13 protein-coding genes and 1 pseudogene are annotated in these 25021 nt (G+C 53.5%); 6 read left to right on the top strand and 8 right to left on the bottom strand.

Translation table 11 applies throughout. The annotated features are described in order from the left end of the window. Positions 1-111: 111 nt before the first annotated feature. The 8 genes and pseudogenes from DYH27_RS07045 to DYH27_RS07080 all read right to left on the bottom strand — a co-directional run bounded on the left by DYH27_RS07045 (position 112) and on the right by DYH27_RS07080 (position 13251). Positions 112-1317, bottom strand: coding sequence for a porin (locus DYH27_RS07045; RefSeq protein WP_025067163.1), 1206 nt, complete (start codon positions 1315-1317; stop codon positions 112-114). Next, a pseudogene (locus tag DYH27_RS07050) lies at positions 1314-1858 on the bottom strand (asparaginase domain-containing protein). The gene DYH27_RS07045 and the pseudogene DYH27_RS07050 overlap by 4 nt, the downstream one beginning before the upstream one ends. Before the next feature lie 157 nt (positions 1859-2015). Then, positions 2016-3335: an anaerobic C4-dicarboxylate transporter family protein gene (locus tag DYH27_RS07055; RefSeq protein ID WP_029216334.1), complete on the bottom strand. Its 1320-nt coding sequence runs from the start codon at positions 3333-3335 to the stop codon at positions 2016-2018. A 515-nt stretch (positions 3336-3850) separates the two neighbouring features. Beyond that, positions 3851-5866 (bottom strand): alpha-amylase family glycosyl hydrolase, encoded by a 2016-nt coding sequence (locus DYH27_RS07060; protein ID WP_029216333.1) that lies wholly within the window; start codon positions 5864-5866, stop codon positions 3851-3853. 346 nt (positions 5867-6212) lie between these two features. Next, positions 6213-7220 carry a SusF/SusE family outer membrane protein gene (locus DYH27_RS07065; protein WP_025067162.1) on the bottom strand — a complete coding sequence of 336 codons (1008 nt, stop codon included), beginning with the start codon at positions 7218-7220 and terminating at the stop codon, positions 6213-6215. 82 nt (positions 7221-7302) lie between these two features. After that, positions 7303-8484, bottom strand: a complete 1182-nt coding sequence (locus DYH27_RS07070) for a SusE domain-containing protein (protein WP_025067161.1) — start codon at positions 8482-8484, stop codon at positions 7303-7305. Positions 8485-8538: 54 nt separating this feature from the next. After that, a complete protein-coding gene (locus tag DYH27_RS07075) occupies positions 8539-10164 on the bottom strand; it encodes a RagB/SusD family nutrient uptake outer membrane protein (protein WP_025067160.1) in 1626 nt (541 codons plus the stop codon). 21 nt (positions 10165-10185) lie between these two features. Beyond that, a complete protein-coding gene (locus tag DYH27_RS07080; protein WP_025067159.1) occupies positions 10186-13251 on the bottom strand; it encodes a SusC/RagA family TonB-linked outer membrane protein in 3066 nt (1021 codons plus the stop codon). Positions 13252-13529: 278 nt separating this feature from the next. On the opposite strand from DYH27_RS07080, the gene DYH27_RS07085 reads away from it, so the two are divergent. The 6 genes from DYH27_RS07085 (at position 13530) to DYH27_RS07105 (ending at position 23731) form a co-directional block, all read left to right on the top strand. After that, positions 13530-14555 carry a LacI family DNA-binding transcriptional regulator gene (locus DYH27_RS07085; RefSeq protein ID WP_007369033.1) on the top strand — a complete coding sequence of 342 codons (1026 nt, stop codon included), beginning with the start codon at positions 13530-13532 and terminating at the stop codon, positions 14553-14555. A 167-nt stretch (positions 14556-14722) separates the two neighbouring features. Next, complete coding sequence (locus tag DYH27_RS07090; protein ID WP_025067158.1) at positions 14723-16051, top strand: MFS transporter; 1329 nt, start codon at positions 14723-14725, stop codon at positions 16049-16051. A gap of 970 nt (positions 16052-17021) precedes the next feature. Continuing rightward, a complete protein-coding gene (locus tag DYH27_RS07095) occupies positions 17022-19715 on the top strand; it encodes a 4-alpha-glucanotransferase (RefSeq protein ID WP_029216332.1) in 2694 nt (897 codons plus the stop codon). Between the two features lie 25 nt (positions 19716-19740). Continuing rightward, a complete protein-coding gene (locus DYH27_RS13675) occupies positions 19741-19866 on the top strand; it encodes a hypothetical protein (protein ID WP_004353551.1) in 126 nt (41 codons plus the stop codon). Then, on the top strand, positions 19863-21776 hold the full coding sequence (gene pulA / locus DYH27_RS07100) for a type I pullulanase (RefSeq protein ID WP_025067157.1): 1914 nt from the start codon (positions 19863-19865) through the stop codon (positions 21774-21776). Before DYH27_RS13675 ends, pulA begins: the two co-directional genes overlap by 4 nt. Positions 21777-21847: 71 nt before the next feature. After that, on the top strand, positions 21848-23731 hold the full coding sequence (locus DYH27_RS07105) for a glycoside hydrolase family 13 protein (RefSeq protein WP_029216331.1): 1884 nt from the start codon (positions 21848-21850) through the stop codon (positions 23729-23731). Positions 23732-25021: the final 1290 nt, after the last annotated feature.

The following is a 25021-nucleotide window of genomic DNA, read 5'->3' on the forward strand; positions in this document are numbered from 1 at the left end:
TGTTCTTTTCTGTTAAAGTCAGTGTTATGATGCGACTGTTCCGAATGTCTCTCTGTTAGGGATATCTGACACACCTTCAGCCTGTTGTTCTGTTCCTGTACGTTTTCTCCTTTAGTAAGCCTTGATTCTGTACATGAATCCCAGCTCGATGCGGTTGGTATTGTACCTGTCGAGTCCGACTCCCTCCTTGTAAGTCACCTTCCTGCCGATGTAAGCAAGGAAAAAACGCAGGTCCTGGCTCTTGACAGGATAATACTCCACACTGCCGATGTAACTATAGCTCTTGCGGAAGTTCTTGATCCGTTCCGTCTTCTTCACACTGACCTGCTCGGACGCTCCTTTCAGCATGAGATTCCACTGTGGGGCGAACTGCCAGTTGAGCTTTGTCACGAACGAGTTGTAGTGTACGTCGCTGAGCCAGACCCTGCCCGAGAATCCTGTAACAGAAGGTGCGACATCACCTGTCGCTATTCCCAGACGGTCCAGTCCGTCGAACTCGCCCATATAGTCAAAGTACCACTGTAGTCTGTCAAGGTTCAGTTTCTGTCCCAGAAAGACCATACGGCTGTATTTATGGCGTGCCTCTCCCTGCAATCCCCACGACCAGCGGGTCTGAAGCCTGTCATGCAGGAAGCCGCCGTTCCAGTTTACGATGTAGGTAAGCGGGTTGTGCGACTTTTCCAGTGCTCTGGTGTGTGTTCCGTCAGCCTCCACAGCCATGGGATTGTCACCGTACACCTCGTTGAACTTCTCATTGTGGGAATTGGTGACTCCAAGAGCAAGTTCCTGTGAGGGAACCGGCCTGCAGGTTGCTATCACACCGGCCATGTAGATGTCAAGTGCTCCTGCAAGTTCCGAGAATTCATAAATATGCAGCGGGTTTTCATCATACTCGAAACCGCCCCAGGTCTGACACAGCTTACCGCCTTCCAGCTTGAACTTGTCGGAAAACCTGTAACCGATCATCATGATGTCGGTAGCCTTGGCAAAATTATCTTCCCCCTTGGCTTCGTTCGACTTGTCCAGCCTGTGACGCAGACGGTAGTAAAGCCTGTCGGTCAGGTTACCTTTGATTTCCAGACGGAGCAGCCTGTTGGCAAAGGCCGTACCCCACTTGTGGTCAGCATCAGACTTCGCCTGCACGCTGGCAGCATAGTTGATGTAGACATTGAACATATCGTTGTGTTTTTTCAGGCCGGCAACCTCTTCGGCCAGCGACTTGAACTGTCCGTCGTCGGCTCCATAACCATGGTTGTCCTGTGCCTCTGCACCCAGAGAGAGAGCAAGCAGACAGGCACATAATAGATTCTTTTTCATGTCGTTGGGTTTTGATTGGCTGAAGCGGAACGGTCTGTCGTATGGGACTTGATGAGTGCCTTCGCCGCAGACAGGTCGTTTTTCATGCAGGCCGCCACACCGTGTCCTTCCGAAGACAGGTCGACAGGTATGCAGACACCGTTGTAGAGGTTGGCCGGCCCGTCAGCGAAAGGAGGCAGGCGGTATCCTCCATAGTATCAGTGCCGTGCGTAATCAGCACACCGTCATACCCCTCCCTGTTCAAAGGGTCGTCCACACGCTTGGCGAGCTTCAGCCATACCTCATCGTTCATATCCTGACTGTCAGCGTTGGCAAGCTGCCCACCGGTCACGTCCGCAATGCCCTTCCCCTGAGGCACGGCTTCTGTCAGCGACAGGATGCCCGCCTGCCCAGCACCGTATACCGAACCTGTAGACGATGCCGACACGCCGGCAATGGCGTCTCCTGCGGCGATGATGCGGGACCTGGGGTTCTGCGCCATGGCGGCTGCCGACATCACCACTGCCATCACTGTCAGGAATGTAATCTTGGAGATTCTCATAAGAACTGAAAATTATTAAAATGTATCTGCCTGAAGGGACATAGGCACCGGCAGGTGGAAAAGCTGGACAGACATCCTGTTTACAGCCATCAGCACCTGCCGCATCTTCCTCTCTTTGGATGAGCCTGGAGGAGCTTATCCTCACCGCCTTTTCCTCCTACAGGAACTGTATCACCAGCACCCCCAGCCCGATGGAGACTACCGTGGTGATGAATCCCGGCAGCTGGAAGCTATGATTGACGACATACCTGCCCACGTGCGTCGTCCCTGTCCTGTCGAAATCGATGGCAGCCACCTCCGTAGGATAGTTCGGAAGGAAGAAGTAGCCATTGCAGGCAGGGAACATGGCAATGAGCAACAGCGGATTCACCCCCAAGGCAATGCCGACAGGGTAAAGTGTCGTCACCGTTGCCGCCTGCGAGAAGAGCATGATGCTCAACAGGAAAAGTGCCACGGCGAAGAGTATCGGTGCGGAAGTGATCATGGAGGACAAGGCCGCATCCAGGACTTTCTCGTTGCCCATGTAGAAGGTGTTGCCCATCCAGGCCACACCGAAGATGGCGACCACCGCATTCATGCCTGCCTTGAAGATATTGCCATTAACAGCATCCCCCACTTTCCCCTTTCCGACGAGCAGTATCAGGGCGGCATCAGACATCATGATCATCTCTATCGTCTGACTCATCGACACCCCCTCCGGACGAAGTCCTGGAAAGAATCCGAAGACGACTACCAGTGCTACACCGAACAGGAAGGCGAGAACAGAACGCTTCGCCGCTGGATGGTCTCTTTCCACGGTTACGTCCATCCCTTTCCGGACTTCATCCGGACGGATAAGTCCCGCCGCCACCCGCCGTCTGTATTCCGGATCGTCCTCCAGCTCCTTGCCGACATGGTTCTCTACGAACGCTGCGACAAGTATAGACAGGAAGGCCGTCGGCACACAGACCATCAGCACCGTCCCCAGTTCTATCCCTTTGGCTCCCAACAGATCCTGGCTGATCAGTGCCGCCGTGGCCGCACTCACAGGACTGCAGGTGATACCGAGTGAGGCCGCTATCACGCTGAGGCTCAGCGGACGCTCCGGACGTATCTTGTTGGTCTGTGCAACCTCCGATATAATCGGCAGCAGGGAATAGGATGTATGGGCAGTACCTGCCACGACACAGAACAGCCAGCAGATGATCGGCCCGAAATAAGTAATGTTATCCGGATGATTCCGGAGAAACCTTGCCGCTACCCCCACAAGATAGTCCAGACCGCCTGAGGCCTGAAGGGCTGAGGCCGCCGTAATGACGGCTACGATAATCATCATGACATCAACGGGGGCCGTGCCGGGCGGGAGGCGGAAGCCGTAGACAAGGACAAACACCCCCACCATGCCAAAGACTCCCAGCCCTATGCCTCCGATACGTGTGCCGATGAAAATCAAGGACAAGACGATCAGCAGTTCTATGATAACCAGTGCCGTTGCCATAAGCAGTGTCTTGAATGGCGTGTAATGGATCCACATCGCAAATATAGGAAAAATATCAATAGCTTTCTAAAACCAATCAGCAAAAACAGACGGTTTAACAAACTTTAGCTTCACAAAGCCACCTCTTCCGCCGATTCCGAGCCGGACGGAACAGAAGATGTGACACTTTGATTATCTGAAGTTGCAAAAAGAAACCGTCAGCAGGCTGCACAGACAGAAATTCCCAACCGGTTGGAAACCGAGTTCCCAATGCCTGGGAAACCTGTTCCCAACGGCTGGGAATGATGTTCCCGACCGACAAGGAATTATCGGATGCAGCGTTCTGAAGACAACACCCGCCGACGAGACCTCTTCCCATGTGTGTCTTCACCCTGTGAAAGACCTTGTCACTGCATCCAGCCTGACGGTCCTGTCACAAAAAAGGCGGACACACACGTGCCCGCCATTGCTTGTCGTCATTAAAATATTACTTGAATCGTTGTCTTGTCCTCATGTTTCCCGACACGGAAGATTCCCTACCGGATGACTATCTTCCGCCCGGCATGGATATAAATGCCGCGCTGCACCGGACGGGCGGAGAGCCGCTGGCCGGAGAGCGTATAATAAGCACTGTCTGCCACATTCCTGCCAGCCTGCACATTGTCAATGCCCATGGCAGCCGTCTTGTCAGTAACCGTAAACTTCCCGTTCTCCTTCTCTGAGGAGATTTCAAAGTAGGAAGTCTTCTTCACCCGCTCGACATCCAGCGTCTGGTTGTCGCTCGCAGTAGCTGCTGTTCCGATGCTGAACACGAAGTTCACGTAGTCGTCTGCATTGTTGAGGGTATAGTCCTTATAGTACCATTTCTTTCCGTCTTTGGTTTCCGCTGTCGTCACACGGTCGCCCGGCCAGGCCGTACCCTTGTGCGTGCCGCCCCAGGAGTGATAGTTCACGTAGCTGTTCCAGCCCACCTTATCGGCGTTCACATAGACCCGGATGGTCTGCGGCGTGAACGGTACGGGGCGTTTCACCTTGTAGGAGCGGGTAATGACCTTGCCCACAACTCCATTGACGAGCAGTGCCACCTTCAAGGTCGTCTCACCCTCGGGGATGGTTATCTCTGTATCTGAAGCTACCTGTGTGCTGCCTGCCGTGGGTGTCGTACCGTTCGTTGTATAAACAAGCCTGGCATCCGCATGGGTAGAGACGGCCGTCAGCTTTACTTTCAAATCCTCTGTCTCATACGTACCGCTTGCCTTGTCCGCCCATGGCGTCTCTGCTGAGCAGGCGAGATAGTAAGCATAGTGATAGCCGCTGAGCAGCTTTGCATAACGCCCCCGGGGTACAGACAGCCCGTTAGCTCCCTTGCCGACAACCACCAGCAGCTTGCCGTCCGTTCCCTCGACGGTATTGGCATAGTAGTCTTTCGAGGAACGGTAGGGCAGATAGCTGCTCGTATTCGTCACGCCAGCCAGCTTGCGGGCGGCGATCATCGACTTGATTTCCTTCGGATAAGCCAGGTAATGGGCATAGAACACACAAGGCGTGCCCGGCATTGCCAGCAGATAGGCATTCGTGGCAAGCGTGTCCCGGCGGATGGGGTCCTGAGGTTCGGAAGCCGAACGATACTGCATATCATGGTTCTCGACAAAGGTGACGGCATACTGCCGGTACTTCCCATCCTCGACCGTAAGCCCCGATGCCCCTGCGAGCTTCCGCCAGTCGTCGGCATTGACGGCATCACGCACCGTATAGCGGAAGGCGAAGTCGAAGGCCGCGCTCTTCTTGCCGGTGGCATCGATCCACGACTTCACCGTATTGGCATTGCCGTCCCAGTACTCGCCGACAGAGTACTTCACGTTGGCAGCCGTATTATAGTCGCCGATGTGCGAACCGGCAAAGCCCTTCACCATGTCATAACGGAAGCCGGCATAACCGAGATCGTTGAGCAGGTAATTCTCGTATGCCTTCACGATTTTCTGCACGTTCGCTTGCTTGTGGTCGAGGTCGCGCATACCGTCCCATCCCTCTCCTTCGTCATCATTCGGACTGAGCTGCACCCCTGTACGGCGGGCCTCAGCGGCAGCTTTGCCATTGTCGTCGTTGGCGCAGACATCCGTTGACTGATGCTGATAAGTCATCCCCTTGTAGGCCTCAGCAGGGAAGCCGAACCAGCCGCTGTTCGTGCCATGATGGTTGATGACGACATCGGCGATGGTCCCGATGCCTCTTGCCTTGAAAGTTTTTATCATGCTGCGGAGCTCCGCCTCCGTACCGAACGAGGAGTTCTGGTTGAAATAATAAAGCGGATCATAGCCCATCGACTTCGATGCAGCCGCCTTGCCGCTCTGCGGCACCCATACAAGGTCGAAGCAGCCGGCGAAATCGTCGGCTTTCTTCTCCAACACCGTCCATTGGGAGTCGTCGAATGAATCCCAGTAGAACCCCTGCAGCATCACGCCGCCGTAGCCGGCCGGCCAGCCCTGTACTCCCTGTGCCATAGAACAGAGAGAGAGTGCCAAAGTAAATGCACCTGCTAACATTCGTTTCATATAGATCTCAATTTTTAGTTCGTCTGTCTCTGGAGTCAGGAAGAATAAAAGGAGTCAAGGGGATAAAAGATTCCACCGCAACACTCCGATATATCCCATACTCTAAACGACACATTCAGCCATTGTCAGTAGGTACAAAGGTAACCATTAATCATCTGCCACACGACATATTGCCTTTCTGCTGTGCAAAATCTTGATGCAAACGTTTGCACTCGTATTTTCAATTCTGTGCGGGTTTCCACCGACATTCCTCAAAGAAACGTTCCATCCGTTTCATTCGCCCAACAAAAAAGGTGCATCAGCTTTCACACCGATACACCTCTTTCTCAATTTATAAATCCTGTATTTATGGAGCTACTTCCATTGTGCAATGAGACTTGGTATCACACAGAAGGTAGAGTTTGATGTTGTACTTACCGGCTGCAACCTTGATATTGCCGCCCTTGAGAGTAATGTCGGCCAATGAGCCGCCCCAGTCTAAATCCCAGGCTTCGTTGGCACGGAATTTTATCTCACCCTCGGTCAGTGTGATGCCTTTGATTTCCCAGCACTTGTCTGTTGCGTTGTAGGTCATTGCCTGGTCGCTGTCCCATCCGCCTGCTGTTGCAGAACCGATGACACCGACACGGTTGATGGCAGTGTAGGTAAGAGCCTGTGACGTGAGGTCGACATCCACCTTGTAGAAGCCCTCAGGCTCTGTCATGACGATGTTGCCACCTTTCTCGACGAGTCCTTCGCCATAATCGGTACCGTTCCAGTCCTGCTGGGTAGCGAACTTGAAGCCGTTCTGGTTGAGGTACATAAAGCCCGTGTACTTGCCGTCGGCATCAGGGCTATAAAGCGGATTGCTAAACGACCAGCCGTTGGCATCGCCCGACATGTACAGATACTGCGTGAAAGCCGGTGCGACACAGGTGACCTTTGCCTTCACGTTCTGTGTGAGTGAAAAGCCCTCGCCACGCTGCAGTCTCACCTTGTTCGTAACAGCGACAGCCACTTCGTGCAGGTCGCCGTTCTTGCCATAGAGGTTCTCTACGGCGGAGACAAGTTCTGAACTCTTCACCTTTCCGCCCTCACTGGCATTCAGTGTCGCCGTCTTGCTGTTGCTGGAGAGTACGGCCGTCAACGTTTGGGAAGTTACGGCATCTGCAGAAACCAACGTCGGAACGAACAGCTGGACTGAGTCGGCCGTCTCCGTCTTGAAATCGATGGCCGGTGCTTCAGCGACGGTAAATTTCACTTCGCCGGCTGTCTCTGCACCGTTGGCCTGTGGCTTAGCCCACTCTTCATATTCATCGCTGCCGCAACTTGCCAGCAGCAATGCGGCACTTGCCATGATAAACAATTTCTTCATTTCGATTCTTCTTGTTATGTGAGGAGGACGCGCCGCCATGGTTGTGCCTGCCGGCACGTCCCCTGTAATCATCCTTAATAAACTATTGCTTTACAAAAGAATACTGACCCGTAATATCGTTGAAGTAGACCGTGTAGGTGCCCTTCTTGTTACGGATGTTCTTTCCGCCCTTGGTGGCAACACCGTAAGGGAACGCCTCGGCGCCCCAGTTGTCGTCCCAGGCCCCGTTGGCAGCGAACTTGCAACCCTCGCCGTCGGCACCGGTAGACTTCTCCGTGAAGGTCACGGTACCCTTCCAGTCATGGTTCTCAACGACCGAGGTCTCGGCTGTCAGCGGCGTGCCGCCGGCAGCATTCCAGCTGTCATGTTTGCCTGGCAGTGCCATCGAAGCATAGGCAGTAGGTGCTGCACCCGTGTACTTCTCGATTTTCAACTTCAAATTCTTCGTATCGTAAGTAATCGTGTAGTAGCCTGCTTCCGGTACTTTAATGTCGCTGGAACCGCCGTCGTTGTACTTGAAGTCGCCGAAGCTTGCACCCTGACCGACCTGACCGTCATCCCAGCTTGAAGGATTCTTCTTCAGCTTGAAGCCGGCTGTTGACAGGTAACCCGTCCAGGAGATGACACCCTTTCCGGTCTTCTTGTCATACTCCTGGCCCTCCATAGGCAGCAATGGAACCACCTGGCTGTTGCCCCAGGAACCGTCACCGAACGAGCCGCCGATGAGATACCATGTCTCGACTGGTGCGTCGGAAAGTTCAACATAGTAAGGAGCAACGTTCACCTTCACCGGATTGGAGAAAATGGTATCACCTTTCACCAATGAATAGACACGCGCATAAAGTTCCTGACTTGCAGGAACCTTCCCCTCTTCATAACGTTCCATCTTCTCAACGGCCGTAGCAAGGTCGGCAGCAGAGACCGATGTAGAGCAAGTCGTTGTCGGCGAACCTACAGGCGCATAGTCGCCCCGCTCGCTATCCATATCCACCACCTGGTCGACAGACTTCGTCCACTTGTTGGTGGTAGAGAACTGCATACCGTACTCAGCCGATACCGGGAAGCCGTAATCCGGCTGTGACCAACTGAAGTTCAGGCCATTGGCAACCTTCAGGTCGACTGTCTGGGCTGCGTATGCAGGTGTATTCAGCGTGAAGGTTTTCGGTGTCTGGAGGGTCGGATTGTTGTCCAGATCCTTCTCGCAGGCAGAGAACAGCGCCACACTTGCACACAACAGCAATGATGACTTTATTATTGATTTCATATTGATTGTTCTTTAATCGTTTTGCTTTCTATTGTTCTGTACGTGTCACTTCGATTAATACCCCGGGTTCTGTGCCAGATTGCCGTTGGCTGTCAGGTCGCTCGTCGGAATCGGGAAGAGGTTGAAATGAGCATCAAAGTTACGGCCGTTCTTCACGCCGCCCTTCCAGCTCCAGTTGTAGTTGACGTTGCCGCCGAAGTAGCCGAAGCGGATCAGCGTCGTACGGCGCAGGCCCTCGAAGTAGAACTCGCGGCTCCACTCGTCGCAGATCTGGCGGAGAGAGTAAGCTGTATAGGTCGTTGCATGAGCACGGCTGCGGAGTTCGTTGATGTACTTCGCACCATCGGCGGTCGTCGTACCGCCGTTCTGGCGGGCATCAGCCTCGGCATACATCAGGTAAGCCTCGGCAGCACGCATAAGGAAGAAGTCGGCATCAGGGAACTTGGAATCGTGTCCGGCAGAACCGTCCGTCTTGAAGTTGTTGAACTTGCAGACAGAGAAGCCGTTGGTAAACACCTTCACGCCATTCTCATCATCGCCGTTGGTAACGTTGCGTCCGTCACCGTCGAAGAGGGCACGGTCGTCGTCGGCTGCCGCCGGCATGGCGTATGCACTGATATTGGGAGCATCGTTGTTCGGGAAGAACTTCTGTACAAGGTCGGGACGCATACGGTTGCCGGCCCATCCTTCTGTCGTGTTGTTACCCTTTTCCGTGGCACTCTTCACACGCTCCTTGTTGTCGTTGCAACCCGCCATGAGGAAGAGGGTCGTACCCCATGAAGTGGTCTTCTTGCCATCCTGCAGAATCGGGAAGATGGCCTCAACGGAGGAACCGTTCTCACCATTGTCACCCATGAACAGCTGCTGGTAGGCACTCCACTGTCCCTTCTTCGCAGTGTAGAGCTTATAAGGAGAGTCGATGACTTTCTTGGCATAGGTCTTCGCATCTGCCCAGTCGGCAGTGCCGGTATAGACCTCGGCATTCATGTAGAGACGTGCCAGAAGCAGCCAGGCTGCTGCCTTGTCAACACGGCCGTAACCCTGGGTGGAAGAAACCTTGGGCTGCGGTTCGTTCAGTCCCTGTTCAATCTCCTTCAGCTCGCCGACCAGCCATTTGTAGAGGTCGGCACGCTTGATACGCGGAGGTTTCGTTGAAGAGATGGCTGTCGTGAAAGGAACATTTCCCCATTCATCCAACAGATAATAATAGTTCAGCGCACGGATGAAGCGTACCTCTGCCGACATCGTTGCGTTGTAGTCGCCGTAATCAGCCAGATACTGGTTGCAGTAGGTGATACCCACATAAAGACGGTTATAAAATCCCTTCAGCATGGGGTTGGACGCATCGTAGGTGTTGAAGTTGAAGTTGGCAACACCCTCGTCGCCCCATGAACAGATGGCCTCGTCGGTTGGCAGCTCCTGCGAGTTGAACAGCTGACGGATGTAACCACTCGTACCACCGTCGATACCGTCAACATCACTGTCGCCGTTGGCACCGCCGTTTCCGGCCATGGCAATGTGGGCATAACACTTGTTGAACGAGCTTTCTGCCGGCGTATTCTCCTTCGTATTGAGGTTCGGGTCAATCGGCTTGACATCCAGGTCACCCGTACAAGAGGAGAGTCCTACAGACAGCAGAAGTGCTGCCGCAGAGAACATATATTTGAATTTAGTATTCATTGTCTTAACTCTTTAATAGATTTAGAAATTCAGGTTCAACCCCAGGATGAACGAGATAGGACGCGGATAGAGGTTGTTGTCAATACCGTTGAACACCTCCGGGTCGAGGCCCTTATACTTGGTGATGCAGAACACGTTGTTGACAGTTCCGTAGATACGGCCGGAGATACCGTTCCATGAACCCTGCTTGAGAAGGTTCGCGAAGCTGTAACCCAGTGTCACGTTGTCCATCTTCAGGAAGGAAGCGTTCTGTACCCAGTAGTCACTCTGTGTTGAGGTCGGATCATTTGACAGCCAGTTGTCACCCACAACTTCTGAAGGACGGTTTACAAGGAACTTGCCTTTCGGGAAAAGATCCGAAGTCGACATATTGGAAGTACTTGCAAAAGCGTCATTGTAGACATAGTTGCCGATGCTTGCACGGAGTGCGAAGCCGAGATCCCAGTTATGGTACTCGAGGCGGGAGGCAAAGCCCATGGTGACAGGAGCCGCCGGTTTCTTGTAGTAGTACTTGTCTGCATCGGTGATCTTGCCGTCGCCGTTGCGGTCTACGACAACACCCTCCAGCGGCTTTCCGTTCTTGTCGTATGCCTGCTGGAACACGTGGAAAGAATTGACTGCATTGCCTACGTGCTGCGCCTGGATGTTCCCGCCTGTACCGGCAGAGATACCGCCTGTAGGAACGTAATAGTCAGGGTCAGAACCACCGTTGAGGTCGGTGATCTTGTTGTAGTTGTAGGTGAAGTTGTAATCCATCGTCCAGTTGATGTCCTTGGAGTTCACAGCCAGCCAGTGAATGCTTGCCTCGACACCCGTGTTGTACATCGATCCGATGTTGCTCATCACCTCGTTGCGGAAGTTGGATCCCGCCGATACGGTCGCTTTGTTGAGGAGGTCGCTTGTCTTGCGGTAGTACCAGTCGACGGTACCGGAAAGACGCTGCCTGAGGACACCCCAGTCAAGACCTATGTTATAAGAGGTGGTCGTCTCCCACTTCAGTGTCGGGTCATACGCTTTCGGACGGGCCAGAGAGCCGTCACCGGCAATTGGATAGTAAGAGTCGTTACCTGTGTTCATTTCGTACACAGCGAAGTAGTTGTAGTCGCCGATACCTTCCTGCTGACCGGTCATACCCCAGCTGAGGCGGAGCTTCAGGTCGGACAGCCAGTCGATCTGCTTCAACATATTCTCTTCGTTCATGCGCCATGCGAAAGCGAAGGACGGGAATACAGCCCAGTGGTCCTGGAAACGGGAAGAACCGTCGTCACGTACTGTTGCCGTCACCATGTAGCGGCCATCCATCAGAGACCAGTTGGCACGGCCGAAGAAAGAAACGAGGTAGTTTTCCGTCGCATAGTCATAGTAAGTGCGGTTGCGCTCCTTGCCGGCAAGGCTGGTATCCTTGTTCGTCGAAGGATAGAAGCTCCAGTAAGAGTTATGGGTGTTATGCCAGAAGTGTGCCCACTCGTAGCCGGCCATGATGTCAAAGTGGTTCTTGGCCTTGTCGTTGAAGTCGTGGTAGTACTGTGCGTAAGCAGACAGCTGCATATTGCGCTTCAACTGTGACTCCCAGCCATATGAGCCATAGTAGACAGCCAGTGGGGAAGCCGGGTCGACATCTGTCGTCTGGCGTCCTTTGGCAACATCAAGGCCTGCCGTCACGTGGAGACGCAGGTCCTCAAAGCCGTGTACCTTATAGTCGATATCCGCACTGCCGAGGAAGTCGCGGCTGATGGCACGGTCGTTCTTCAGGTTGAGGATAGACACCGGGTTCTTGGTTGCCAGAGAATAGAATGTCATCGGCCATGTCGGATCGTTGAGGGCTGTACCGTCATCCGTCCACTGGTAATAACCGCCGAAGTTGCTGAAACCGTCTGCATAGACAGGCTGTGTCGGGTCGAACTGACGTGCAGCCTTGATGGCCTCGCCGTCAGCGTAGCGGTTCTTGGTCCACATACCCTTGGCATTCAGGGTGACCTTCAAGTGGTCGTTCAGAAGAGAAGGGCTTAATGTCAGGGCACCCGTGAAACGCTCGAAGCTGGAGGTCTTGACGATACCCTGCTGGTTGGTATATCCCGCACTGACACGGTAAGGCAGCCAGTTGGCAGCCTGACCGGACACAGCTACGTTGTGGTCGTGGCCGATGGCGGTACGGAAGATTTCGTTCTGCCAGTTGGTATTGGCCTTGCCCAGGCTTCCGTAAGCTGTCGGGACCTTGTTGCCGTTAGCGTCCAGCGTGTACAGTGCCGTACCGTACTTGCTCTTTATCAGGTCACGGTACTCATCAGCCGACAGCACGTCAAGGTTCTTCGACTTCGTGCTGACGGTAAAGCTGCCGTTATAAGAAATCTGCATACCGCGACGGCCCTTCTTGGTGGTGATGATGATGACACCATTCGAACCACGTGAACCGTAGATAGCTGTAGCGGAAGCATCCTTCAGGACGTTAAACGACTCAATATCCTGCGGATTGACGAGAGAGAGCGGATTGGCCACACCCTTGACACCAGTCTGGTCCATAGCCACACCGTCGATGACAATCAACGGACTGTTGGAAGCATTCAGTGACGAACCGCCACGGATACGGATGTTAGAACCGCCACCCGGCGTACCGCCGTCGTTGGTGACGCTCACACCGGCAACTTTTCCGGCGAGCATATCCTGCGCATTGACAACCAGGCCCTTGTTCTTGCCGTCCGGCTTCAGAGCCGTGACAGAACCGGTAAGGTCGCTCTTCTTCACAGCACCGTAACCGATGACAACGACTTCGTTCATCTGCTGTGCTACGTCTTCCTTGAGCGTGACGACCATGCCATTGGATGCAGCGACCTGCTGCTTCTGATAACCAATGTAGGAGATTGTCAAGGTTGCACCGGGCTGTACGTTGACAGAGAAGTTACCGTCAAGGTCGGTCACCGTACCGTTGGATGTTCCGTTGATAAGGACGGAAGCACCAATGACGGGCTCGCCGGCAGCATCCTTCACCTGTCCAGTAACAGTAGACTGTGCAAAAGCACTGACTGAAAGGAACAGACCCAGCAGAAGGGTCAGCATCCTGACAGGAAATTTGCATTTTACCTGCTTCATCATTTTTGTTAATTAAAAGATTATAAATTGATTAAAGTTATTTTATATACACTTCGTCAAGGTCGGTTAATAGCCGATAGCATTGGCTTATCTGCTGCAAAGTTAATCGAGTTTGAGGGATTTCACACTTTTTTGTCTTTGAAAATGTTATTTAGTCTGCGCAAACGTTTGCACAGATAAATTATGAATTAATAAATTGACATAGGTCAAACGATTTGTGAAAAATGTGTATATTTGCGTGACCAAAACAACAATCAGGCTAAGAACAGCTAAATCGAATGGTTGACACACCCAGCATAACGATGAAGGATATCGCACGGGACCTTGGTGTTTCCGTGGCGACAGTGTCCCGCGCCCTCAAAGACAGCCCCCGGATTTCCGTCGAGAAGCGGGAGGAAATAAAGAGGTATGCGCGCGAACATTATTTTTCTCCGAACATCATTGCTGAAAGTCTGCGGAAGAGCAAGGTGCAGCCCATCAAAATCATCGGTGTCATCATCCCGCAGCTCTCCCATTTCTATTTTTCATCCATCCTCTCGGGAATCGAGGAAGAGGCTTCGGCACGAGGCTACCGGCTGATGGTTGCACAAAGCCGGGAGAACTACGAAGACGAAGTGAAAATCTGTCAGGCGTTCTCAGAGAGCAAGGTATGCGGCATTATCGTGTCACAGGCCAAGAATACGACCAAGTACGACCATTTCCAGCGGCTGCTCAAGCACGGTGTCCCTGTCGTCTTCTACGACCGCATCTGCACGGGCGTCAATGCCAGCCGGGTCGTCGTCGACGACTACATGGGGGCGTACGCTGCCGTCACCCATCTCATCGATACGGGATGCAGACATATTGCCTTCTACGGCACGACACTGACCATGGAGATCGGCAAGAACCGCTACAACGGCTACCGCGACGCTCTGCTCAAGCACGGTATGCGGCCCGACGACCTCCTGATAAGAAACTGTGACAACCGGGCTGACGCAGAGGCCATCACCCCCGACATCATGAGCCTGGCCACCCCTCCAGACGCTTTCTTCGCCGTCAACGACGACACTGCCATCGGCATCCTTTATTCCTGCAAGCGCATGGGCTACCGTGTGCCGGAGGATATCTCCATCTGCGGATTCACCAACGGAGAGCGTGCCGTGGCCTGCGAACCGATGCTGACAACCGTAGAGCAGCGCGGGACACAGGTGGGCGAAGAGGCTGCCAACATCCTCATCGATCAGGTGGAGGGTGCCTTGCCGAAGGACCGGGTGGAGAAACGGGTGGTAAGGACAAGGCTGATCATCAGGGGGACAACAAAGTAAGTCCCCCAACCCTTCCGAAGGAGGGGAATGCCTACGGAAGCTCGTCTGCAGAAGGCTCATCAACGCCTATCATCGCCTACAATCACCTATAACCGCCTATAACCGCCTATAACTGCCTTCCCCCCCTCCTCTGGAGGATTCGGGGAGGCCCAAATACAAATACAACAATGAAGCAAAAGCCTAACTTAAGTTTCTGGCAGCTCTGGAATCTCAGTTTCGGATTCTTCGGAGTGCAGATTGCCTATGCGCTGCAAAGCGCAAACATCTCCCGCATCTTCGCGACACTGGGTGCTGACCCGCATAAACTCAGCTATTTCTGGATACTCCCGCCGCTGATGGGCATCATCGTACAGCCGATCGTCGGGACACTGTCCGACAAGACATGGACACGCTTCGGACGGCGCATACCCTATCTCTTCATCGGGGCTGCCGTTGCCGTCCTCGTGATGTGCCTGCTGCCCAATGCCGGGTCGTTCGGCATGGCGGTATCGACGGCAATGGTCTTCGGACTGCTCTCGCTGATGTTCCTCGACACGAGCATCAACATGGCCATGCAGCCGTTCAAGATGCTGGTGGGCGACATGGTCAACGAGAAGCAGAAGACGCTCGCCTACTCCATACAGTCGTTCCTCTGCAACGCCGGATCCATTGCAGGCTACGTCTTCCCCTACTTCTTCACCCTGCTGGGCATCTCCAACCAAGCGCCGCTGGGAGTCATCCCCGACTCCGTGGTCTATTCCTTTTATATCGGTGCGGCCATTCTCATCCTCTGTGTCATCTACACGACAGCCAAGGTAAAGGAAATGCCACCGGAGGAATATGCTGAGTACCACAGCCTGAAAAAGGCCGACAACGAATCAAAGGCAAGCATGATCACCCTCCTGAAGAATGCGCCGGCCACCTTCTGGAAAGTGGGCCTGGTACAGTTCTTCTGCTGGTTTGCCTTCATGTATATGTGGACTTACACCAACGGCACCGTGGCAGCCAACTGCTGGGGCGTGGATATGTTTGCAGCTGACGCCACCACGACCACGGGCTATCAGGAAGCCGGCAACTGGGTGGGCATCCTCTTTGCCGTGCAGGCCATCGGATCCGTAGCATGGGCAATGGTGCTCCCGCAGTTCAAGAACCGCAAGATGGCATACGCCCTTTCGCTTGTCTTAGGCGGCATCGGCTTCACCATGGCGGCCTACGTCCACGACCAGTACCTGCTGTTCCTCCCGTTCGTCCTCATCGGCTGCGCCTGGGCGGCAATGCTTGCCATGCCGTTCACCTTCGTCACGAATGCGCTGGAAGGCTACGGACACATGGGGGCATACCTCGGACTCTTCAACGGCACTATCTGCATACCGCAGATCGTTGCTGCCGCGGTAGGCGGTGTACTGCTCCGTCTGGTCGGTTCCGTACAGAGCAACATGATGATTGTCGCCGGCATCGCCCTCATTCTGGGTGCCCTCGCGGTCAGCATCATCAAGGACCGCCGTACGGCAGAATAAGATTTCATAACTCTCTTTATATACATCTCTCTGAAAAACAAGGTGTGTTGGATAGCGATTCAACACACCTTTTCTTGTTTCCCCCTCGCAGGATTAAGGAGTACAGAGGCAGACAGCTCGCATGGCACATGATTGGTCAACGTGTCCGGTAAGACCAAGTATCCGTCATTTCAGCATAGAGTATCAACTTGTGTCTGACGTTCCAGCAGACAGAAACAACAGCCACCTGCAGATTCGGTCAATATAGAAAGAAAGTATCTGGTACAATCAGGAAAAGTCACTTTACCGCACTGTCCCTGATTTCTTTTCATGAAAATAAATATTTTTCTTCACGAAAAGAAATATTTATTTTCATGAAAAGAAATGTTTCTCACCATATACATAACTCACAACAAGAATTTCGTTGAATGGGAAAACACTGCCGGAAAACATTAACCATCCATCAGCTTTCAGTATCGGTTGACGTGAGTCCTGTAATAAGAAAGCACATTAAAGTAATAGAGGGCAGATGCTTTTATAATCCCTCAAGCCGAATAACAAACAGCTGTTTCTGCTCTCTATCCCAATGGCTAATTGTAGATGTCGGTGATAATCAGTGTTTTTCATTGTGCAAACGTTTGCAAAAAGCCAAGAGACAGTACTGTACCGTCAGTTACTTTGCAAGGCCGGGGAGAGAACAACAGGTCCGCATACGGCACAGACAAACCGAAGGCAATAAAACGTTCTGCCCTGACATGGATTCTGTATGAGAAACTTTCTCATGAATTTTGCTAACACCGTGAAGAGACGAATACGGATTTGGCGGCACGCCGATACCACGTCGGAGACATGACGGCATCCATCAGAAGAAATCTCATCTGCCCGGTGTCATGCAATCGATTACGCACAAATTGATTTAAATCATGTCGAGAGGAGTTGTTTTTTCAAATGAATATGACTAACTTTGACGAAAAATAACTATCCCAACTCTATGAACATACAGTTTCACATCGACTACAAGACCTACTACGGACAGGACCTTGTCCTGAACATCATCACAGGTCAGCACAACGGGGCGGAAGAGGCCTCACAGTACAGAATGCGTACGGCCGACGGCTACCACTGGGAGGTGGAAGTGAAGAAAGACACCAAGCCGGGCACACAGATGGACTACTTCTACAGCATCCTCCGCGGCGACAACGAGGAGCGAAGGGAGTGGGGTGCCATGAACCACCGGCTGGAATTCAACGCTGAACGCGGTCTGAACTATCAGGTCTACGACCACTGGAGCGATCTCCCGGAGGACGCCTACCTCTACACCTCTGCCCTCGCCGACTGCATTGTAGGCAAGAAACTGACGAAAGCAAGGCTCAACAATTACAACAAGGCCGTCACACTGAAGGTACGTGCGCCGCAGTTAGGTGCGGCGGATGAGCTGTACCTCACAGGGGCAGAACCGGCACTGGGCGCATGGAACGTAAAGAAAGCCCAGAAGATGGTGCAACACAACATCAACGAGTGGACCCTCACGCTGGATGCTGCAAAGCTCTCCGGCGACCAGATGGAAATAAAATTCTTCGCCAGAAGCCACGATGACGATGCGAGTCCGGTATGGGAGTACAGCAACAACCGCACACTGGAGCTGCCCGCCATGGAGGAAGGAGAGACCATCGTCTACGAACTGGACGAAGCGTTCTTCCCCGTCCCGGCGGTCCGTGTGGCAGGAACACTGGTACCGGTATTCTCACTCCGTTCGGAGGCGAGCTTCGGTATCGGCGACTTCGGCGACCTGAAGAAGATGATCGACTGGGTATGTCTGACCGGACAGCGTGCGCTGCAGATTCTGCCGATCAACGATACCACTATCACACACACATGGACGGACTCCTATCCCTACAGCTGCATCTCGGTCTTCGCCCTGCATCCGCAGTATGCCGACCTCAACGCATTGCCGGCACTGAAAGACAAAAAGCAGCGTGAGAAGTTCGAGGCACTGCGCAAGGAACTCAACGCACTGCCGCAGATTGACTATGAGCGTGTGAACGATGCGAAGACGGAATACCTCCGGCTGCTCTTTGAACAGGAAGGCGGCAAGGTGCTTGAAAGCAAAGCCTTCAAGACTTTCTTTGCCGAAACGGAGGGCTGGCTCGTTCCTTACGCACAGTACTGCTGCATGAGAGACAAGTTCGGGACAGCTGACTTCTCGCGATGGCCCGACCACAGACAGTGGAACGAGGCCGACCGCAAGGCTCTGTCCGACCCCAAGGACGCTGCCTATAAGGAAGCGGCGTTCTTCTATTACGTACAGTTCGTGCTGAGCAGCCAGCTGAAGGCCGTCCACGAGTACGCACAGGCACACAGGGTCATTCTGAAAGGCGACATCCCCATCGGCGTGAACCGCTACGGCTGTGACGTATGGACGGAACCTCGCTACTTCAACCTCAACGGCCAGGCAGGTGCTCCGCCCGATGACTTCTCCGTAAACGGACAGAACTGGGGATTTCCTACCTACAACTGGGACGAAATGATCAAGGACGGCTGCCAGTGGTGGGTCAACCGCTTCCGGAACATGGCAAAGTATTTCGATGCCTACCGCATCGACCACGTACTCGGCTTCTTCCGCATCTGGGAAATTCCGGTCAGCTCGGTTCACGGACTGCTCGGACAGTTTGCGCCGGCTCTCGGCATGAGCCGTGAAGAGATAGAAGGGTATGGGCTGCACTGGCAGGAGGAACTGTTCACGGAGCCGTTCATTACCGACTGGGTGCTCGACCGCATCTTCCGCGAGCATGCAGACGAGGTGCGGCAGAAGTACGTGGAGCACGTATGGGGCGACCGTTACAAGATGCGCCCGGCGTATGACACACAGCGCAAGGTGGAGAAGGCTTTTGCGGGCAAGACCTCGGACACGGACGTATGGATTCGCGACGGTCTCTACGCCTTGATCAGCGACGTGCTCTTCGTACGCGACCACAAGGACCCGAACCGCTTCCATCCGCGCATCAGCGTTCAGTTCGACTTCATCTACGAAAGTCTCTACGACAGCGACAAGGCCGTGTTCAACAAACTCTATAACGACTATTACTATCGCCGCAACAACCAGTTCTGGTATCAGGAGGCGATGAAGAAACTTCCGAAGCTGGTGAATGCCACCCGTATGCTGGTCTGTGCCGAAGACCTCGGAATGGTTCCCGACTGCGTGGCATGGGTGATGAACGAGCTGCGCATCCTCAGTCTTGAAATCCAGAGCATGCCGAAGGATCCGCATGTACGCTTCGGTCACCTGGGAGAGAACCCGTACCGGAGTGTCAGCACCATCTCCACACACGACATGGCAACGCTACGCCAATGGTGGGATGAAGACTGGGCACGCACGCAGGACTACTTCAACAGCATGCTGCACCGCGGCGGTCCGGCACCTCACCCGCTGCCGGGATGGCTGGCAAGGGACATTGTCAGCCGGCACCTGACATCGCCGAGCATGCTCTGCATCCTCGGCATACAGGACTGGATGAGTATTGACGAGAATCTCCGTTTGGCGGATCCGAACGCCGAACGCATCAATATCCCTGCCAATCCGAAGCACTACTGGCGCTACCGTATGCACGTCAGCATTGAGGACCTGATGAAGAACAATGCCTTCAATGAGCAGGTGACAGACCTGAGCAACCAGGCCGGCCGATAAACGGAAAGGCGGTGACAGGACTTGCATGAAGCACCTGTCACCGCCTATCACCACTCTCCATCGCCTGACATCGCTCATCATCGCCTATCCTGCCTGCCACGTCCCCTCCCCGGAGGTGCCTGGAGAGGCCTCTTATCCCCATAAACAATGAATATGAAATATCACCTTGCAGCATCCATCGCTGCCCTCCTGTTCTCACAGAACACAGCTGCCCAGCAGCGTTTCAACGAGATGTCCTACTCACCCGTTGAGACGACTTTCCGCCTCAACGCCCCCTCCAAGCCGACACTTAGGCTCTATAATGCGGGGAGAGGAGGCAAACCTTACAAGAAAGTAAAACTTGCACCGAACGGAAACAACACCTGGACAGCCACCGTAAAGGGCGACCTCAAGGGAAAGTTTTACACCTTCGACATCGGACACGGAGAGACGCCGGGCGTATTCGCCAAGGCCGTAGGCTGCAACGGAGGCCGCAGTGCTGTCATCGACATGAAGGAAACCAATCCGACAGGCTGGAGCACCGATCGGCGTGTACCGACGAAGAGTCCGGCAGATCTGGTCATCTACGAGCTGCATCACCGGGACTTCTCCATCGACCCGTCATCCGGTCTGGTACACAAAGGAAAATTCCTTGCACTGACCGAACAGAAGGCCATCGACCATCTGAAAAAGCTGGGCATCAATGCCGTCCATATCCTTCCTTCTTTTGACTTCGCCTCTGTAGACGAGTCAAAGCCGGGCGTACCGCAATACAACTGGGGCTATGACCCACTGAACTACAATGTGCCGGAGGGCAGCTATTCCTATGATGCCGACCTCCCCTCACGCCGCATCATGGAGTTCAAGCAGATGGTACAGGCACTGCACAAAGCGGGGATCAGAGTGATTCTCGACGTGGTTTACAACCATACCTTCGACCTTGCCAACAGCAACTTCGAGCGTACATTCCCCAAGGCTTACTACCGCTACAATGCCGACGGCACCCCCTCCAACGGGTCGGGCTGCGGCAACGAGACGGCAAGCGAAAAGCCGTTGATGCATGAATTCATGCTGGAGTCGATGAAATACTGGGTGGACAAGTACCATATCGACGGCTTCCGTGTAGACCTCATGGGCATCCATGACATACAGACCATGAACGACATCCGCCGTGAGCTCAATGCCATCGACCCAGGGATATTCGTCTATGGTGAGGGGTGGAGTGCCGGTACGTGCGCCTACCCACAGGAGAAACTGGCGATGAAAGCCGCCATCCCGCAGATGCCAGGCATTGCAGCCTTCTCTGATGACATACGCGATGCATTGCGCGGTCCTTTCTCCGATGACCATAAAGCCGGTTTCCTCGGGGGGGTAGCAGGACTGGAAGAAAGCCTGAAGGCAGGCATAGCGGGTATGATCGCCCATCCGCAGGTGGATTATTCGAAGGTAAACTATTCCAAGAAGCCATATGCCACAGAGCCGACACAGATGATCGCCTACGTCAGCTGTCACGACGATATGTGCCTCGTCGACCGGCTGAAAGCCTCTGTCCCGGAGGCTGAATACGACGAGAACGAGCTGATAAGGCTGGACGAACTTGCCCAAACGGCCGTCTTCACTTCGCAGGGAGTGCCGTTCATGCTCTCCGGAGAAGAGATGCTGCGCGACAAGAAAGGGGTACACAATTCCTTCAACTCACCCGACAGCATCAACCGTCTCGACTGGAACAACCTCAAGGTCTATCCACAGGTGTTCAAATACTACAGCGGCCTCATCCATCTCCGCAAGGCGCATCCAGCTTTCCACATGGGCAATGCCGACCTTGTCCGCAGACATCTTGAGTTTCTCCCGACGCAGGACTGTCTCGTTGCTTTCTGTCTGAAGAACCATGCCGGAGGCGACAGATGGAACGACATCTACGTCGTCCTCAACGCCAACAAGGAACTCCGCACAGTCAAGATACCTAAAGGCAAATACACCATCGTATGCGCCAACGGCGAAGTAAACGAAACCGGACTGGGCGAGATGGAAGGCGGTGAAGTGATGGTAGACGGCCAAAGCGCACTGATTCTTCACAATTAAACTATCGAGTTTATGAGCCTGACGAGGACTGATCAGGCCCATAAATCCGACACAACAATAATGAACCGAAAATGAATCTCAAACAAGTTTTCAGCAAGTCTGTCCTCCTTTTACTGTTCACTGTATCAATGCCTATAGCTGCCCGCCAACGTCCATCCGCACCTGTCATATCGCGCATTGATCCTGCCAGCTGGTTCGCCGGTATGCAGGATCCGACGCTCCAGCTGATGGTTTACGGCAGGGACATCAAGTTCTCGGACGTGTCCACAGACTATCCGAATGCAAGGATAGATTCGATCGTCCGCCTCGACTCGCCGAACTATCTCCTCGTTTACCTCAACCTGAAAGACGCGAAGCCGGGAGAAATAACCCTCAGCTTCACAAACAAAAACGGCAAGACCACCCGACAGAAGATCCAGCTCAAAGCCCGTGCCATGGCCGGTGCCGACCGGAAAGGGTTTGACAACTCGGATGTTCTGTACATGCTCATGCCCGACCGCTTCGCCGACGGCAATCCGAAGAACGACATCATCAAGGGGATGCAGGATCAGCTCTGCAACCGCAACGAACCGAGTCTGCGGCACGGCGGCGATCTGGAAGGCATCCGACAGCACCTCGACTACTTTACCGACCTCGGCGTGACAGCCCTTTGGTTCACGCCGGTACTGGAGAATGACCGTCCTGCTGACGGCGGGAAATACAGTACCTATCACGGATATGCCACCACCGACTACTATCGTGTCGACCCGCGCTTCGGTACGAACGAAGAATACAAGGCACTTGTCGATGCCTGTCACAGGAAAGGACTGAAGGTCGTCATGGACATGATCTTCAATCATTGCGGTGACTACCATCCCTGGAACAAGGACGTACCGTCAAAAGACTGGTTCAACCATCCCGGCTACGGACTGCAGACAAGTTACAAGCTCACCCCTGTTCTCGACCCGTATGCCAGCAAGGTGGACATGGCGGAGACCGTGGACGGATGGTTCGTATCGTCCATGCCCGACCTCAATCAGCGCAACCCGCACGTCATCAAGTACCTTATCCAGAATTCCGAATGGTGGATCGAGACCGTCGGCATCGACGGCATCCGCATGGACACCTACCCCTATGCCGACCGCAAGGCAATGGCAGCGTGGATGAAGGCACTCGATACGGAATATCCCAACTTCAACGCCGTGGGCGAGGCATGGGTCACAGAGCCGGCTTACACGGCAGCCTGGCAGAAGGACAGCAAACTGTCGGACATCAACAGCTACCTGAAGACCGTGATGGACTTCGCCTTCTTCGACCGCCTTTCACAGGCGAAGCACGAAGAGACGGACGACTGGTGGAAGGGACTGAACCGTATCTACAACTCCCTCTGCTACGACTATCTCTACACCAACCCGTCATTCGTGATGGCATTCATCGAAAACCACGATACCGACCGCTTCCTCGGAAACGGAAAGGACTCTACGGCCTTGAAGCAGGCTTATGCCCTCCTGCTGACAATGAACCGCATCCCGCAGCTCTATTATGGTACGGAAATACTGATGAACGGCACCAAGGAGGTGACCGACGGCAATGTCCGCAAAGACTTCCCCGGCGGCTTCCCGGGCGACAAGGTCAGCAAGTTCACGCCTAAAGGACGCACCGCAGCAGAGAACGCCATGTACGACTGGACCCGCCGACTACTCCACTGGCGGCAGAACAACGAAGTCATCACCCGTGGTTCGCAGACACAGTTCATCCCCTGGCACGGAGTTTATGTTCTTGCCCGTCAACATAAAGGCAAGACCGTCCTCACCATCCTCAACGGAAGGAAAGCCGACAACCAGCTTGAAGTCGGACGCTATGCCGAAGTAATCGGAACACATACGACAGCCACCGACATCACCACAGGCAAGACCGTCGACCTGACCAGGAACATTCCACTGGGACACCGACAGACAATGATTCTCTCATTCTGAAAACCATACGGAAATCACGGAAGCACTCCATACGGTCACCACAGAGTAAAACCCACTGCTGAAAAGCTCCGTTTCCACACCATTATACAATATGCAGCGAGGGCTGCCGGTATCTGCCGGCAGCCCTCGCTGTAGTATGTCCAGACTTCGTCAATGCGTCACCCACAATCAAGAATCACAGTTTCTCGATTCAAAAAAAGGCTTGACAGCGAGATGCTTCTCCGTCAGGAATAGCGTTTTGGTAAAGTAAGTCCAAAGAACAGCTGTCTGCCATCGGCAGCTCCGGACCACACCATATCGACAACCAAACTTCATTACACCGAATCTGAAGAAATCGTGCGGTCTTTACGCTACAACCCGGCACACAGCCTGCGGGCGTGTACCGGACTTTTCTCCCCTGGAAACGGGCCTGCCCTGGCAGAAAAACTCCAATACCGCCTTCTTGTGTAAGAAAAATTCCTACTCGTAAAACAAGTTGATGCTTAACAGCATCCCAACCAAGCCTCTTTTAGAACGCAAGTAAGGCTTAGTTGGAAGTCAGATGGTGCTTAGTTGGAGTCCAACTAAGCACTGTCTGCAACAGCACTCATAACCTACTGACAACGTGATGGTTGAAAAGGTGAAAACTACAGTGCCTCCATCTTCCAACAGGTATTGCAACCGGCAACCGGTGTAAGGATATTTCACACCATCCGGCAAGGATATTCGTTCAGAGTCAAGTCGGAAAAGGAAAGGGTGCCATCGAACCGATCACTTTTTTCTGTCATTCTCTTGTTGGTAGTCATTCGACGACGTACAACTGCATCCCCATTTCCGCCCAAGCTATCTCAGACGTTAAATACCGGACAGAAAACCTGCAGCAAGGCCATATTGCATCACGGAATGAATCATCTGCCGCAATGTATCTGGATGACCAGCGATGGGAGGAGCAGGTCTGCGCAAGGGTTATCACGTAATATTCCTGACCTACCAGCACAATTTGAAGAAGGCCGCTTTTTATTCCGTTTTCCCATAGAAAGTCGAGAAAAAAAAGTATCTTTGCAGAGATTTCGTCATCAACCTTTGCCTAAGCAGAGAGAATCGGCGGAAGTACATATATGATAAGGCGTTTACTAACACTTTGTTCTTGACAGTTCGAAACTTCGCAACTTTCAATCACAGTCAAGAATAGAGCAACAGTAGATGCCCACAGATGTGTATATATGGATTCTGTATGTGTCATTCGGTACAGCAGGTGCAGACATTTTCATATCGACGTGGGCTTCTGCGTTGCTCGTTCTAACTGTGATG

It is taken from the genome of Prevotella denticola, assembly GCF_900454835.1.
Taxonomy (GTDB): domain Bacteria; phylum Bacteroidota; class Bacteroidia; order Bacteroidales; family Bacteroidaceae; genus Prevotella; species Prevotella denticola.

Coding starts and splice junctions, on each gene's coding strand:
- DYH27_RS07055 (WP_029216334.1), bottom strand. CDS start 3,335: ATGGCAACGGCACTGGTTATCATAGAACTGCTGATCGTCTTGTCCTTG.
- DYH27_RS07075 (WP_025067160.1), bottom strand. CDS start 10,164: ATGAATACTAAATTCAAATATATGTTCTCTGCGGCAGCACTTCTGCTG.
- DYH27_RS07105 (WP_029216331.1), top strand. CDS start 21,848: ATGAATCTCAAACAAGTTTTCAGCAAGTCTGTCCTCCTTTTACTGTTC.
- pulA (WP_025067157.1), top strand. CDS start 19,863: ATGAATATGAAATATCACCTTGCAGCATCCATCGCTGCCCTCCTGTTC.
- DYH27_RS07085 (WP_007369033.1), top strand. CDS start 13,530: ATGGTTGACACACCCAGCATAACGATGAAGGATATCGCACGGGACCTT.
- DYH27_RS13675 (WP_004353551.1), top strand. CDS start 19,741: ATGAAGCACCTGTCACCGCCTATCACCACTCTCCATCGCCTGACATCG.
- DYH27_RS07070 (WP_025067161.1), bottom strand. CDS start 8,484: ATGAAATCAATAATAAAGTCATCATTGCTGTTGTGTGCAAGTGTGGCG.
- DYH27_RS07065 (WP_025067162.1), bottom strand. CDS start 7,220: ATGAAGAAATTGTTTATCATGGCAAGTGCCGCATTGCTGCTGGCAAGT.
- DYH27_RS07095 (WP_029216332.1), top strand. CDS start 17,022: ATGAACATACAGTTTCACATCGACTACAAGACCTACTACGGACAGGAC.
- DYH27_RS07045 (WP_025067163.1), bottom strand. CDS start 1,317: ATGAAAAAGAATCTATTATGTGCCTGTCTGCTTGCTCTCTCTCTGGGT.
- DYH27_RS07080 (WP_025067159.1), bottom strand. CDS start 13,251: ATGAAGCAGGTAAAATGCAAATTTCCTGTCAGGATGCTGACCCTTCTG.
- DYH27_RS07060 (WP_029216333.1), bottom strand. CDS start 5,866: ATGAAACGAATGTTAGCAGGTGCATTTACTTTGGCACTCTCTCTCTGT.
- DYH27_RS07090 (WP_025067158.1), top strand. CDS start 14,723: ATGAAGCAAAAGCCTAACTTAAGTTTCTGGCAGCTCTGGAATCTCAGT.